General features: G+C 65.8%; 11 protein-coding genes. 7 read left to right on the top strand and 4 right to left on the bottom strand.

Annotation, left to right across the window (positions count from 1 at the left end; translation table 11 throughout):
• Positions 1-27 precede the first annotated feature (27 nt).
• From RBB39_RS10225 to RBB39_RS10240, 4 genes are all read right to left on the bottom strand, one after another.
• The gene (locus RBB39_RS10225) at positions 28-2,292 is read right to left on the bottom strand and encodes a polysaccharide biosynthesis tyrosine autokinase (protein ID WP_124803738.1); all 2,265 of its coding nucleotides are present in this window, start codon (positions 2,290-2,292) and stop codon (positions 28-30) included.
• Positions 2,293-2,335: 43 nt separating this feature from the next.
• Positions 2,336-2,776: a low molecular weight protein-tyrosine-phosphatase gene (locus RBB39_RS10230; RefSeq protein WP_045993980.1), complete on the bottom strand. Its 441-nt coding sequence runs from the start codon at positions 2,774-2,776 to the stop codon at positions 2,336-2,338.
• Between the two features lie 3 nt (positions 2,777-2,779).
• Positions 2,780-3,952, bottom strand: a complete 1,173-nt coding sequence (locus RBB39_RS10235; RefSeq protein ID WP_306169068.1) for a polysaccharide export protein — start codon at positions 3,950-3,952, stop codon at positions 2,780-2,782.
• A gap of 796 nt (positions 3,953-4,748) precedes the next feature.
• Entirely contained in the window at positions 4,749-5,993 is a 1,245-nt protein-coding gene (locus tag RBB39_RS10240) for a DUF2333 family protein (RefSeq protein WP_045993978.1), read from the bottom strand.
• A 217-nt stretch (positions 5,994-6,210) separates the two neighbouring features.
• Between RBB39_RS10240 and dsbD the strand changes: the two genes are divergently transcribed.
• From dsbD to purH, 7 genes are all read left to right on the top strand, one after another.
• A complete protein-coding gene (gene dsbD / locus RBB39_RS10245) occupies positions 6,211-8,130 on the top strand; it encodes a protein-disulfide reductase DsbD (RefSeq protein WP_045993977.1) in 1,920 nt (639 codons plus the stop codon).
• 180 nt (positions 8,131-8,310) lie between these two features.
• Positions 8,311-8,781 carry an acetyl-CoA carboxylase biotin carboxyl carrier protein gene (gene accB, locus RBB39_RS10250; RefSeq protein ID WP_045993976.1) on the top strand — a complete coding sequence of 157 codons (471 nt, stop codon included), beginning with the start codon at positions 8,311-8,313 and terminating at the stop codon, positions 8,779-8,781.
• Between the two features lie 46 nt (positions 8,782-8,827).
• Positions 8,828-10,168: an acetyl-CoA carboxylase biotin carboxylase subunit gene (gene accC, locus RBB39_RS10255; RefSeq protein ID WP_306169069.1), complete on the top strand. Its 1,341-nt coding sequence runs from the start codon at positions 8,828-8,830 to the stop codon at positions 10,166-10,168.
• Between the two features lie 86 nt (positions 10,169-10,254).
• Positions 10,255-11,172, top strand: a complete 918-nt coding sequence (gene prmA, locus RBB39_RS10260) for a 50S ribosomal protein L11 methyltransferase (RefSeq protein WP_045993974.1) — start codon at positions 10,255-10,257, stop codon at positions 11,170-11,172.
• 146 nt (positions 11,173-11,318) lie between these two features.
• Positions 11,319-12,386 (top strand): tRNA dihydrouridine synthase DusB, encoded by a 1,068-nt coding sequence (gene dusB / locus RBB39_RS10265; RefSeq protein ID WP_306169070.1) that lies wholly within the window; start codon positions 11,319-11,321, stop codon positions 12,384-12,386.
• The gene (fis, locus tag RBB39_RS10270; protein WP_045993973.1) at positions 12,383-12,715 is read left to right on the top strand and encodes a DNA-binding transcriptional regulator Fis; all 333 of its coding nucleotides are present in this window, start codon (positions 12,383-12,385) and stop codon (positions 12,713-12,715) included. The genes dusB and fis overlap by 4 nt, the downstream gene beginning before the upstream one ends.
• Positions 12,716-12,793: 78 nt before the next feature.
• Complete coding sequence (gene purH / locus RBB39_RS10275) at positions 12,794-14,374, top strand: bifunctional phosphoribosylaminoimidazolecarboxamide formyltransferase/IMP cyclohydrolase (protein ID WP_108132872.1); 1,581 nt, start codon at positions 12,794-12,796, stop codon at positions 14,372-14,374.
• Positions 14,375-14,404 lie beyond the last annotated feature (30 nt).

Genomic DNA, 14,404 nt, shown 5'->3' on the forward strand with positions numbered 1-14,404 from the left:
CGTCCCTGGTTGTCGCCGCTGCCGTACTTACTGGTAGGCATAGACATAGTGACCATAGCCGTAACCATGCCTGGCGCTGGGGTCCATGGCGTTGAGGATGCAGCCCTTGACCCTGACGTTGGAGGTCTCCAGGCGCCTGAGCGCCACCCTGACCTCCTTGACCGGGTTGAGCTTGAAGCGCGTCACCAGCAGGCTGGTGCCCACCCGGTTACCGACGATGGCGGCGTCGGTCACCGCCAGCACAGGCGGGGTATCGACGATCACCAGATCGTAGTCGCGACTGAACTGCTCCATCAGCGTGGTGAAACGCTCGCGCATCAGCAGTTCCGAAGGATTGGGCGGGCATGCGCCTCGCGACAGATAGTCGAGGCCTTCCACCTCGGTCTGGCGGATGACCTCGGCCACCTCGCTCTTGTCCGACAACAGGTCCGACAGGCCACTTTCGGCCTTGGCGCCGAAGGCGCTGTGCAGGTGTCCCTTGCGCATGTCGGCGTCGATGACCAGGACCCGTTGACCGGCCTGGGCACAGATCACGCCCAGATTCAGCGAGATGAAGCTCTTGCCGATCTCGGGGCTGGGGCCGGTGATCATCAGGCAGTTGTTGGGCGCTTCCATCATCGCGAAGTGCAGACTGGTGCGCAGGCCACGCAACGCCTCGATGGCCATGTCGGTCGGTTGAGTCAGGGCCAGCAGGCCCTTGATCACCGGCTGACTGCGCCGGTCGCTGCGATACTTGACCCGCTTGACCAGGCGCTGCTGAAACTCGGAAAGCGGCACCGTGGCGTACACCGGCAGCCCCAGGTCCTCGAGCTGGTCCGGGCTCTCGATGCCGCGATTGAGCATGCCACGCACCAGTACCACCGCCACCGCCAGAAAGGCACCGATAACGGTGGCCAGGGCCATCATCAGGCCGGCGTTGGGTGCCACCGGATCGTCATCCACGTACGCATCGTCGATGACCCGCACATTGCCGATGGTGCCGGCCTTGGCGACCGCCACCTCTTGCGCACGATTAAGCACATTGACATAGATCGCCTGGGTCACCTCCACGTCCCGGGTCAGGCGCACGATTTCCTGCTGGGACTCGGGCATCTCGCTGACACGCTCCTCCAGTCGGGCCTTCTCCTGGTTGAGGATGCCGCGCTGGCGCATCAACGCCTGATAGGTGGGGTGATTGCGGGTGAACCTCTGGACCAGTTCGGCTTCCTGGAAATCCAGGGTGTTGAGCTGTTCCTCCACCGAGATCAACTGCTCGACCACCGAGGCCGCCTCGGAGTCCAGGTCGATACTGTCCACCTCGACGCGATAGGCATTGAGCCGATCTTCCGCCGACGACAGCGAGGCCTTCAATGCCACCGCCTGCTCATCGAGAAAGGCCAGGCTCTGGTCGGCCTGGGCCGACTGCCGCTCGACATTCTGCATCAGGAAGGTTTCCGCCAGGACATCCAGCGACTCGCGCACCCGATCGATGTCGGTGCCGGTCAGGGTCAGGCGCAACATGCCGGTGCTGGCGCTCGAGCCGCTGCCCTGCTCGGTGACCGTCAAGCGAGCCAGCAGCGAATCGATGGCCGACACCTGGGGGCGCTTGGACAGGCTGAACTCTGCACCTGGCGCTGCGGTCATCTCGCGAACGCTCAACACCACATCGCCTCCGTCGAATCTTGCGGTATCGCCGACACGACCGACACCCAACAGATCACCGTCAGGACCAAATAGCTGATAGCCGGCATCGCGGCCTGCCACCAGGCGGAAGGCCGCGCCGCGATAGGAGTCAGCGACCTCGAGGCGCGCCAGTTGCAGCGACTCCCCTGCCCACACCAGATGGCTCAGATCCCATGCCTCGGGCATCAACCGCTCGAGCCATCCAAGCGGAGCAGTCATCCAGCCCAGCTCAGCCAGGTCCTCTCGGGTCACCCCTTCACGCACCAGATAGTCACCGACCAGCGGCAGACGGCGTGGCGACACCTGGGTGTCGAGGGCGAGGCGGTCAACCACCCGCCCCAGCACCATGCGAGACCGCAGTATCTGCACCTCTGCCGAGGTGTTCTCCTCTTCTCCCATCACCGTGGCCAGGTCCCCCAGCGGACTGACCGAGGCCCGACGCTCCACGTGCACCAGGGCGTCGCCCTCGTAGATGGGTGGCTTGAGCAAGGCGGACACATAACCTGCCGCTCCGAACAGCAGGGTGACGGCGAGGATCCACCACTTGTGCCGGAGCAATAGCCCCAGGATGCGCCCGAGGTCGATATCCTCGCGGCCGGGAGCGGAAGGCAAGCGTGACATTTGGGTCATGACGGCAGGTCCTGTCGGTGGCCTCGAGCGCGGCGATACGAGGTCATGGCGCGAGCCTTCGGTGCCAGGCGTCGGCGGCATCGGAAAGCATCACGAATACCTGACGGTGTGCGTCCAGGCTCTTGCGGTAGGGGTCGGGGATATCGATCCCGTCGAGCCAGTGGGCAAACAGCAGGGTCTTGCCGGTGGCAAAGGGCGCAAGTTCGCTGACCGCCTGGCGCTGGGACGCACTCATCACCAGCACCAGATCGTGATTGGCGATCATCTCGGGCGTTGCCACCCGAGCGCGGTGGGCGCTCAACTCGAGCCCGGCTTCCCTGGCCAGCGCTTGCACCTCTGCGGGCGCGGCTTCACCTTCGCGCACCGCAGAAAGCCCGGCAGACTGAATCTCCATGGCGGGCAGCCGCCTCTGCAGCAGCGCCGCACCGAGCGGACTACGACACAGGTTCGCTCGACACAGCACCAGCGCACTGGCAAAACGCACCGATCAGATCTCGCCGATGCGGGTAGTGGTGTCGGCGATGGTGCCGGGCAGCAGTGCCGACGGCAGCAGCAGACTGATCACGTTGTTCCAGCGTGCCAGCGGGGCCGCCGTCACGTAGACCACGTCCTGGGGCTGCAGCGGGAAGTGGGTGCCCATGGTCAGCGAGGTGGCGTTGCTGATATCAAGCTGATAGACGGTGGCAAGCTTGGCATCGCCCGGCGGCTTGGGACGAATCACGAAGATCCCCGACGGTTCGGCGGTGGTCTCGATGACGCCGCCGGCTCGCGCCAGGGCGGTGGTCAGGGTGATACGTTCGTTGCCCAGCACCAGATTGCCGGGATTCCTGACCTGCCCCAGCACCGCGACGTTCTCGGACTCCAGGGTCGGGATATGCACCACGTCGCCATCGCGCAGCAGGCGGTTCTGGGTCTGGTCACCATGGCGCATCAGCGCGTACAGCGACAGCACCTCCCTGGTGCCATCACGATTGAGTACCACCTCGTGCCAGTTGGCCGTCTCCGATGGCCCCCCGGCCTGGCTGACCGCATCGACCAGGGTCAGCGGGACCGTGGTGATCGGCTGGGCGCCGGGGGTGGCAACCGCTCCACTGACGTAGATCTTCTTGGAATGGTAGGCGGCGACGTTGACGTCCACCTGGGGCTCGGTGATGTAGTTCGACAACATGCCGGTGAGGGTTCGGCGTATCTGGTCCACCGTCCGCCCGGCCACTCGGAAACGTCCGACATAGGGGAAATAGATGCGACCATCGGGCTGTACCGTCTTGCCGGTCTCTTCGGGGCTGCGCTCGGCGCCCCCCGGGATGGTCAGCTCGGGGTGGTCATAGACGGTGATGTTGAGCACATCACCCGGCCCGACACGGTACTCGTAGTCCGTCAACTGGGCCTTGAGGTAGGAAGGCATGGTGCTGGCGATATCGCCGGTGACGTTCTGGCGGAAGTTCGCCACCAATGCCGGGGTGATGGCCTGGATGTCGACCAGATGATCGATGTCCGGCGCCTCGGTCTCGTAGTCGATATGCCCGCCAGGGGCATAGGCACAACCACTCACGGTCAGCGCAAGCAGCACTGCGAAGACGGCACCCGCCAGCCAGCCGGGCGATCGTTGCGACTCGTCCACGCCCCTTGTCCACTGGTGTGCCTGATTCACCTTATCCATATCGTCCCCCTGAGCGTGTGACACGCTACCGCCCCAGGGTGATATCGATGGCATATCCCTGAAGCCCTGCGCGTAGACAGATGGTTATTGTCACCGTCGAGGCTGCGTCTTCTGCGAGACGATCGACCACCGACAGCCCGCAGCACCCGTCGACGCTCGAAGACTCGATGGCCGCCAGGTACTGCGATTTATGCCAGTACGATTGCATAGCCGCGCCGTCCTGGCAGTCCGAAATTCCTGGCGTACACAGGCTGACAAACCCCATATCGGTATCCCGGAAGCATGAGAGCGACTGTTTCCGCTTGTAATTGCGTGTTCCTTGAGGACACGTCGGGGGCGCCAGCGGACAGTTACCGTGGAGAAAGTGTTTCTTTAGCCAAATCATAAGGTTGGAAATGTGCGAAAAAAGCACTGAGAAACCAGGATCGAGAATGTGGGCAAAGAGCGCGACCATGGGCCCTTCGCAGACGCACCATTGCAGTGCGACAGATCACTGATTCCTGATACGACGAGGTGATCGCTGCAGCAACCTCGGTTCATGCGCCGAGATGACGCATCTAGTCATTGGCGACATGGCGCGTCAGCCAGGGGGACGCCAGGCCTCCAATTACCAAAGCGCGGAGCGGCAAAAAGTATCCGGGCGAACGAAGCAAACTGAGAAAAAAATGCCCCCGGCAACGAGGGCATGGTAGCTTGCGAAAATTCAGGCAAGGACGAGGGAGAAAATCGGCAACCGGTCTCTCTCACCCCGTCATTGGGCCCCGTTCACGGCTCGGGGCTCTTGACTCGGCTCTTGCTACTCGGCGCTTTGCTCGCCAGGCTGCTGCTGGTTGGATCCTTGCTCGCCGCTATTGGCGTCGGCGTCCTGCTCGTCACTATTGGCTTCAGCGCCCTGCTCGTCGCTGTGCTGGTCACTCTGCTCGTCGCTCTGCTGGCCATCCTGCTCATCACTCTTCTCATCACTCTGCTCAACGCCGGCTGACTCCGCCGCCTCCTCATCGTCGGTGCTACGGGTCACCTCGGTCACCGGTGGCGTCGCGGCTTCCGGGGCCGCTTCGGCGCCACCCAGGCCATCGATCAGGGACGCCAGGGCGCCGTCGAGCCGGCTCAGATGATGGGCCATGGTCAGCGGATAGTTGGCGAAGATGCCGAGGCCACTGCCGCGCAGCACCACCGGGCTCCAGAACTGACGTTGCATACGCTCGATCTCGGCCAGCGCACGGGCGTAGCTGTCGCCGAGGCCCGCGCTTGCGATCAGATCCGCCTGGTCACGCTCGAGCGCCTCGAGCAGGTGTCCCAGCGCCCAGGTCTGACCGCGGGTCTCGTGGAACACGTTGTCGACGCGGTACCAGGGCACTCGACTGTCCTGTGCCACTTCGATACCCAGTTCCTTCAAGCGCTCGCTGTCGCTGACCGTGGATGACAGCCGCTCCCGCAACGAGGCCAACTGCTGGCGCACCGCGTCCAGATAGAGCGCCAGGCCCTGGCCCTGATCGACGAAGGACGCGCCGACCCCATCGTCGAAACGCGCCAGATAGGCGCGGGCCGAGTTCCCCGCCTGGGCCAGGTGATCCTCCATGGACGGGGCCAGCCAATCGTCGGCGTCCTGTTCGAGGGCAGCGATCAGAGTATTCACCGACTCACCGGCGCCGGGGTCGAAGTCCGCCAGGCTGGCGGCCATCAGCCTCGCCTGAACCAGCACACCAGTTTCCCAGGACGGCATATTGTCGAGCAGCAGTCCCGGCGGCATCAGGTCATTTCGCAGGTACCCGCCGGGCTTGTCCTGCAAGGTATCGATCAGGGTGGCCAGGGTCGCGACCGTAACGGTGCCTCTGGCCGCCGGCGCCGCGGAGATGCGCTGCTCCTGGGTGGCAGTCTCCACGTCGAAGCGCGACGGCGCCAGGCTCCACCAGATCCCCAGCCCCACCGCCACCATCACGGCAAGCACCAGCAGCACGGCGAGCGGTTTCCAGATCCATCCGTACTGCGGGTTCTCGAGCTCCTGACGACGCCTTTCGGCGCGCTGTCGACGACTGCTCATTTCGCTCTCCTTGTCGTTCATCAAAGGCCGGCCAGCCCTGCCTCCAATGAGGGAAAGCGCCGGCGCCAGTGGTAGAATACGCTTGCATCTGATCATAGCGCAGGGTCCGCGGGAACCCCGCCCCGCTTCCACGGTCACACAGTGGGGTCTGACACGGCAGGCGAATCCCGCCACGCCTTGCCCCGTCTTCCACACCCATCGTCAACAAGGATTCGACGTGTTCTTCGCCACACGCCTCTTGCTGTTCGTCTGTCTGCTGCTGTCCCCCTGGGTGGCCCAGGCCCAGTTCTTTTCCTCGTCGTCGAGCAGCGCCGAGTTTCTGCCGGTGAACGAGGCCTTTACCGCCAGCGCCTGGCACGACGGCGATCGGCTCTATATCGGCATGCAGAATGCCGACGGCTACTATCTCTATCGTCACCGCTTCTCGTTGGAACTGCCAGGCGAACCGGACGCCCTGGGTGAGCTGTCGCTACCGCCCGGGGAGGCCAAGACCGACGAATTTCTCGGCGACGTCAACGTCTTCTACGATCAGGTGGTGTTCAGTGCCCCGCTGGCCGACACCCGTCAGGGGCCACTGGACATCGCCCTGACGTTCCAGGGCTGCGCCGACGCCGGTCTGTGCTACCCCCCGGAACGCCTTGAGCTGGCCGCCGCCCAGAGTGAGCCCCCCGCCGCCTTTGCCGACGCTCTGGAGGACGGCCAGACGGCCAACGACAACACAGCCCAGGCTACCGCAGCGGACCTCGCCGGACAGCCGCCCACGAGCCAGCAAGCGGGCAGCCTCCCTACCGCCTCTGTCGATGCAGCTCCGCTCAGCGAAGACGGCCGCTTCCGCGCCCTGATGCAGGACGCCAGCCTGCCGTTGATGCTCGGACTGTTCTTTGTGGCCGGCCTCGGGCTGACCTTTACCCCCTGCGTGCTGCCGATGATTCCGATCCTGTCGTCGATCATCGTCGGTCAGAACCCCAGCCGCCCCCGCGCCTTTGCGCTCTCGGCAAGCTACGTCGCCGGCATGGCCGCCACCTACGCCCTGGTCGGCGTGCTGATGGGGCTGTTCGGCGCGGGGCTGAACCTTCAGGCGCGCCTGCAGTCGGCCCCGGTACTGATCGTGTTCGCCGCCCTCTTCACCCTGTTCGCACTGGCCATGTTCGGGGTCTTCAATCTACGCCTGTCCTCGGGGCTTGGCTCACGCATCGATGCCTGGCAGGCACGCGCCCAGCGCAGCGGCCCCCTGGGTCTGGCGCTGGCCGGCGCGCTGTCGGTGCTGGTGGTCTCGCCCTGCGTGTCGGCACCGCTGGCCGGCGCCCTGGTATTCATTTCCTCCACCGGTGACGCCGTCATCGGTGGCGCGGCGCTGCTGGCCCTGGCGCTGGGCATGGGCGTCCCGCTGTTGCTGGTCGGCGGCTTCGGCACCACCCTGCTGCCGCGCTCGGGCACCTGGATGAACGGGGTCAAGATCGCCTTCGGTGTGCTGCTGCTGGGCGTCGCCGTCTGGCTGATCGAGCGTTTGATCCCGGCCCCGCTCACCCTGCTCTTGTGGGCGGGTCTGGCCATCGGCACGGCGCTGGCCCTCGGCGCCCTCGATCTGGCGAGTACGCCGGGCTGGCCGCGGGTCCGCCAGGGCGCCGGTATCGTGCTGCTGGTGTGGGGCATCGCGCTGGTCATCGGCGCCGCCCGTGGCGGTGGCGATCCCCTTCGCCCCCTGGCCGCCGGCCCCATGAGCGCGACGAGCAGCTCTATCGAGGCGGCCCATCCCGATCGCATCGTCGAGAGCCTGGGCCAGCTTCAGGCGGCCCTGGCCGAGTCCACGACCCCCGCCTTCGTCAACGTCACCGCCGAATGGTGCATTTCCTGCAAGGTGATGGAGCGCGAGGTGTTTCCCGACCCCCGGGTACGCGAGGCCCTCGCCGGCTTCCGCTGGATCGACGTCGATGTGACCGACACCAACGCCGTGAGTCGTGAGGTGCTCGACCATCTGGGTCTGTTCGGCCCACCGAGTCTTCTGTTCTTCGACGGGGACCAGGAGCTTCGTCAGGCACGTATCCAGGGCGAACTCGATGCCGCTGCCCTGGCCGGCCATATCGCCGCAGTCAGCCGCGCCCTCGACGGCGCCCAGGCGGCTACCACCAGCGGGTGAAGGTGACAGCGAACAGCGTTCGGCCTCGCTGGACAACCTTCGCAATTTTCGGCAAACTCCGCACTACTCTGAATTCTGACACGATAGAGACGCCAAGAGCCGCCATCTTGCCGCGATCTCTAACGACTTGGACCGGGTTTACAGCGCCCGGTAGACACTTCACACGATCGAGACAACGTCATGGATATTCGTAAGGTCAAGAAGCTGATTGAACTGCTGGAAGAGTCCAACATCAGCGAAATCGAGATCCAGGAAGGTGAAGAATCGGTCCGCATCAGCCGTCATCCGCAGGGTGGCAGCTGGCAGCCGGCACCCGCCGCCCAACCCTGGGGCGCACCCGCTGCACCGGCGGCCGCACCTGCCCAGGCCCCGGCCGAAGCTCCCGCACCCAGCGCCGACAGCGGCCCGAGCTACCAGGGCCAGGCCGTGGTCTCGCCGATGGTCGGCACCTTCTACCGCTCCCCGGCACCCGGCGCCAAGCCTTTCGTGGAAGTCGGCGCCAGCGTGCGCAAGGGTGACACCATCTGCATCGTCGAAGCGATGAAGATGATGAACCAGATCGAAGCCGATCGTGACGGCGTGATCGAGGCCTTCATGGTCGAGGACGGCGAGCCCGTCGAGTTCGACCAGCCCCTGGTTGTCATCTCCTGAGAAGACTTGCGTCTTCCCTGATCATTCACTTTCGGCGGACACCACCATGTTGGACAAGGTTCTTATCGCCAACCGCGGCGAGATCGCTCTTCGCATCCTGCGGGCCTGCAAGGAGCTCGGGATCAAGACGGTTGCGGTCCACTCCAAGGCCGACCGCGAACTGATGCACGTGCGGCTCGCCGATGAGGCGGTGTGCATCGGCCCCGCTTCCTCGGCCCAGTCCTACCTCAATATCCCCTCGCTGATCAGCGCGGCCGAGGTGACCGACGCCAGCGCCATCCACCCCGGCTACGGCTTCCTCTCCGAGAATGCCGACTTTGCCGAGCAGGTCGAGCGCTCCGGCTTCACCTTCATCGGCCCGCGCGCCGAGACCATTCGCCTGATGGGCGACAAGGTCAGCGCCATCGAAGCGATGAAGAAGGCCGGCGTGCCCACGGTGCCAGGCTCCGACGGGCCGCTGGGCGACGATGAAGGCGAGCTGCTGGCCACCGCCCGGCGCATCGGCTACCCGGTGATCATCAAGGCCGCCGCCGGCGGCGGCGGACGTGGCATGCGCGTGGTGCACACCGAAGCCCACCTGATCTCCGCGGTCACCGTGACTCGCACCGAGGCCCACTCGGCCTTCGGCGACGGCACCGTGTACATGGAGAAGTTCCTCGAGAAGCCGCGTCACGTCGAGGTTCAGGTGCTGGCCGACGGCCAGGGCAATGCCATCCACCTGTATGACCGCGACTGCTCGCTGCAGCGCCGCCACCAGAAGGTGCTGGAAGAAGCACCCGCGCCGGGCCTGGATCCGGACGCCCGCGCCAAGGTGCTGGAAGCCTGTCGCGAAGCCTGCGTGGAAATCGGCTATCGCGGCGCCGGCACCTTCGAGTTCCTCTACGAGGACGGTGAGTTCTTCTTCATCGAGATGAACACCCGCGTCCAGGTGGAGCACCCGGTCACCGAGATGGTCACCGGCGTGGATATCGTGCGCGAGCAGCTGCGCATCGCCTCCGGCCTGCCGCTGTCGATCCGCCAGGAAGATGTCGAGCTCAACGGCCACGCCTTCGAGTGCCGCATCAACGCCGAGGATCCTCGCACCTTCATGCCTTCTCCGGGCAAGGTCACGCTGTACCATCCTCCGGGCGGTCTCGGCGTGCGCATGGACTCCCACCTGTACACCGGCTACACGGTGCCGCCCCTCTACGACTCGCTGATCGGCAAGCTGATCACCTGGGGCGCCGACCGCGAGACCTCGCTGACGCGCATGCGCAACGCCCTGGACGAGCTGCTGGTGGAAGGCATCAAGACCAACACCGACCTGCACAAGGACCTGGTGCGCGACGGCTACTTCCAGCAGGGTGGCGTCAATATTCACTACCTCGAGAAGAAGCTCGCGCAGTAGCACGGCGGCTTTGCACCAAGAGCGTGACAACGGGGCGGCCCAGGCCGCCCCGTTGACGTTGCACCAGACCGAAGAGGAATACCGCCATGCCCTGGCTTCAACTCAAGGCCGAGGTCCCACCACAGCAGGCGGAACTGCTGGAGGAACTGCTGCTGGCCGAAGGCGCCACCGCGATCACCCTGCAGGACGCCCACGACGACCCGGTGTTCGAGCCGGACCGGGGCACCACCCCACTGTGGGACCAGACCATTCTCACCGGTCTCTACGATGACCTCGACGGTCTGGCGGACATGCTCGAGCGGCTGTCTGCCGCCTGGGCCGAATCCCTGCCCGGCGAGCCCTGCCCGGTCATCGAGCACGAGCTGATCGATGACCGCGACTGGGAGCGCGAGTGGATGGACAGCTTCGAGCCCCTGCGCATGGGTCAGCGACTGTGGATCGTGCCGAGCTGGCACCAGCCGCCCGAGGATGACGCGGTCAATCTGCATCTGGACCCGGGCCTGGCCTTCGGTACCGGCACCCACCCCACCACCGCACTGTGTCTCGAGTGGCTCGATGGGCTGGCGCTCGACGGCGAACTCGACGGCATCGAACTGCTCGACGTCGGCTGTGGCTCCGGCATCCTTGCCATCGCCGCACTCAAGCTGGGTGCCGCCCGAGCCATCGGCACCGACATCGACCCGCAGGCGCTCAGCGCCAGTCGTGACAACGCCGAGCGCAACGCCATCGACGAGTCGCGCCTGACGTTGCGCTACCCGGAGCAGATGGGCGAGGAGCGCTTCGCCCTGGTGGTGGCCAATATCCTGGCCGGTCCGCTGGTGGAACTGGCCCCGACCATCGCCGGCCATGTCGCCGACGGTGGTCGCCTGGCGCTGTCTGGCATCCTCGAGGCCCAGGCCGACGAGGTGATCGACGCCTACCGCCACGAGGGACTTTTCATGGACGAGCCGGAAGTCCGTGAAGGCTGGGTGCGGCTTAGCGGCCGGCGCCCCGCCAAGGACTGAACATCGCGCCACGAGAGGCTGTCACCGGGCAGCCTTTCGCATTAAAACGTCTCGAACACGCCTTCACCAAAGATGCTTCGAGGCGTATGATATGCAGCCCCGGAACGACGGCAGCTCCCATGTCAGACCACGATCCCAGATCCTCCATGGTGCAACAGCAAGATTCAGGCATCACCACCTGCATTGGCCCGCATCAGCTGGCCGGCCCGGTGATCCTTGCGCCCATGGCCGGGGTCACCGACCGCCCCTTCCGCGCGCTCTGTCGTCGCCTGGGCGCGGGACTGGTGGTGGGCGAGATGGTCACCTCCGATCCCAGCCTGTGGCACACCCGCAAGTCGCGCCTGCGCATGGACCACCGGGGCGAACCCGGCCCCAGGGCGGTGCAGATCGCCGGCGGCGACGCCGAGATGCTGGCCACCGCCGCCCGCCTCAACGCCGAACAGGGCGCCGAGATCATCGACATCAACATGGGCTGCCCGGCCAAGAAGGTCTGCAACAAGGCCGCGGGCTCTGCCCTGCTGCGGGACGAGGCGCTGGTGGCGGAGATCCTCGATACGGTGGTGGCCGCCGTCGACGTGCCGGTGACCCTGAAGATCCGCACCGGCTGGTGCGCCGAATCCAACAACGCGGTGCGCATCGCCCGGCTGGCAGAAGATGCCGGCATCCAGGCGCTGGCCGTCCACGGCCGTCATCGCCAGCAACGCTATCAGGGCGAAGCCGAGTACGAGACCATCGCCGAGGTGGCATCAAGGGTCAGCATCCCCGTCTTTGCCAACGGCGATATCACGTCTCCCGAAAAGGCTCGGCGTGTACTCGACTATACTGGTGCGGATGCGGTGATGGTGGGTCGAGGCGCCCAGGGCAACCCCTGGATCTTCCGCGAGATCAGCCACTATCTGCGCCATGGCGAAATCCTGCCGGCGCCTTCCGACGCGGAACGACGCGACGTCCTCGGCTCTCACCTCGATGCCCTGCACGCCTTCTACGGTGACCATATGGGCGTGCGCATCGCGCGCAAGCATCTGGGTTGGTACCTGTCCAGCGATCGACGCCTCGACGATGATGGCCGTCGCCAGCTCAAGGCCACCTTCAACGGCCTGACCTCGACCCAGGCCCAGCGCGACTTTATCGACGAACTCTTTCGTCACGACCCCGCCAGCGCCCCCGAGCGCGTGGCCAGGGCCGTGGCACACCATGGAACCCGTGCCGCATGACCAGCCAGCAACCCATCGACCAGTCGGTGTCCGCCTCCAAACTCGACACCTCTCAGCGTGGCCTCGACGGCCTGGCACCCTCCGCACCGCAGGCCAGTGACGAACGTCCCCTGCGCGAGGCCGTGTTCGCCGCCATGGAACGCTACTTCGACCATCTCGACGGCGGCACCGTCACCGACCTCCACGCCATGGTGATGGCCGAGGTCGAGGCGCCTCTGCTGTCGTCGGTGCTCGTCTACACCAACGGCAACCAGACCCGTGCCGCAGAGATGCTCGGACTCAACCGTGGCACCCTGCGCAAGAAGCTCAAGCACTACGAACTGATCTGACCCGACCCCAAGGGAGCCCACGGCTCCCTTTTCTGCGCCAAGGCGCCCTTCGCTTCCCTTCGCAACAGAGACATCCCCATGGCCCAGCCCTCCTCTCTCGCCGTTCGTCGCGCCCTGATCAGCGTGTCGGACAAGACCGGTATCGTCGACTTCGCCCGCGCCCTCGCCGACATGGGCGTCGAATTGCTGTCCACCGGCGGCACCTACCGCCTGCTGGCCGACAACGCCATCGCCGTCACCGAGGTGTCCGAGCACACCGGGTTTCCCGAGATCATGGATGGCCGTGTCAAGACCCTGCACCCCAGGATCCACGGCGGCATCCTCGGGCGTCGCGGCCAGGACGACGAGGTCATGGCCGAGCATGACATCGCGCCCATCGACATGGTGGTGGTCAACCTCTACCCCTTTGCCGCCACCGTGGCGCGTCCTGACTGCAGCCTGGAAGACGCCATCGAGAACATCGACATCGGCGGCCCCACCATGGTGCGCGCCTGCGCCAAGAATCATGCCTACACCAGCATCGTGGTCAACGCCGACGACTACGACCGGGTGATCGCAGAGATGCGTGACAACGGCGGCGCGCTGGCCCAGGCCACCCGCTTCGACCTGGCGGTCAAGGCCTTTGAACACACCGCCGGCTACGACGGTGCCATCGCCGACTATCTTGGCCGTCGGGTCGAGGGCGCAGAGGACGGTTTCCCGCGCACCTACAACCTGCAGCTGACCAAGAAGCAGTCCATGCGTTACGGCGAGAACCCCCACCAGCAGGCGGCGTTCTACGTGGAAGAAGGCGCCAGCGAACCCAGCGTCTCCACCGCCGTCACCCTGCAGGGCAAGCCGCTGTCGTTCAACAACGTGGCCGACACCGACGCCGCGCTCGAGTGCGTCAAGAGCTTCGACGACACCGCCTGTGTCATCGTCAAGCACGCCAATCCCTGCGGCGTGGCCGTGGGCGAGAGCGCTCTTGCGGCCTACGACAAGGCCTTCGCCACCGATCCCACCAGCGCCTTTGGCGGCATCATCGCCTTCAACGTGCCGCTGGACGCCGACACCGCCCGCGCCATCATCGATCGTCAGTTCGTCGAGGTGATCATCGCCCCCGGGGTCAGCGACGAGGCCCAGGCCATCGTCGCCGAGAAGAAGAACGTGCGCCTGCTCGACGTCAGCGCCAACTGGCCCGGCCAGATGGCACCGGCCCACGACCTCAAACGCGTCACCGGCGGCCTGCTGGTCCAGGACCGCGATCTGGGCACGGTCACCCGCGACGACCTGACAGTGGTCTCCGAGCGCGTGCCCTCGGAGCAGGAGATGCGTGACCTGGCCTTCGCCTGGAAGGTCGCCAAGTTCGTCAAGTCCAACGCCATCGTCTACGTCAAGGAAGGCCAGACCATCGGCGTCGGCGCCGGCCAGATGAGCCGTGTCTACTCGGCCCGCATCGCCGGCATCAAGGCCGCCGATGAAGGCCTCTCGGTGCCCGGCTCGGTGATGGCCAGCGACGCCTTCTTCCCCTTCCGTGACGGCATCGACGCCGCCGCCAGCGCCGGCATCACCGCGGTGATCCAGCCCGGCGGCTCCATGCGTGACCAGGAGGTCATCGACGCCGCCAACGAGGCCGGCATCGCCATGGTGTTCACCGGTATGCGCCACTTCCGCCACTGACGCGGTCGCGTGGCGGCGCGGGGGGGGGGG

Origin of the sequence: Halomonas sp. MMSF_3323, from assembly GCF_030733595.1 — a bacterium.
In the GTDB taxonomy this organism is placed as follows: domain Bacteria; phylum Pseudomonadota; class Gammaproteobacteria; order Pseudomonadales; family Halomonadaceae; genus Halomonas; species Halomonas litopenaei.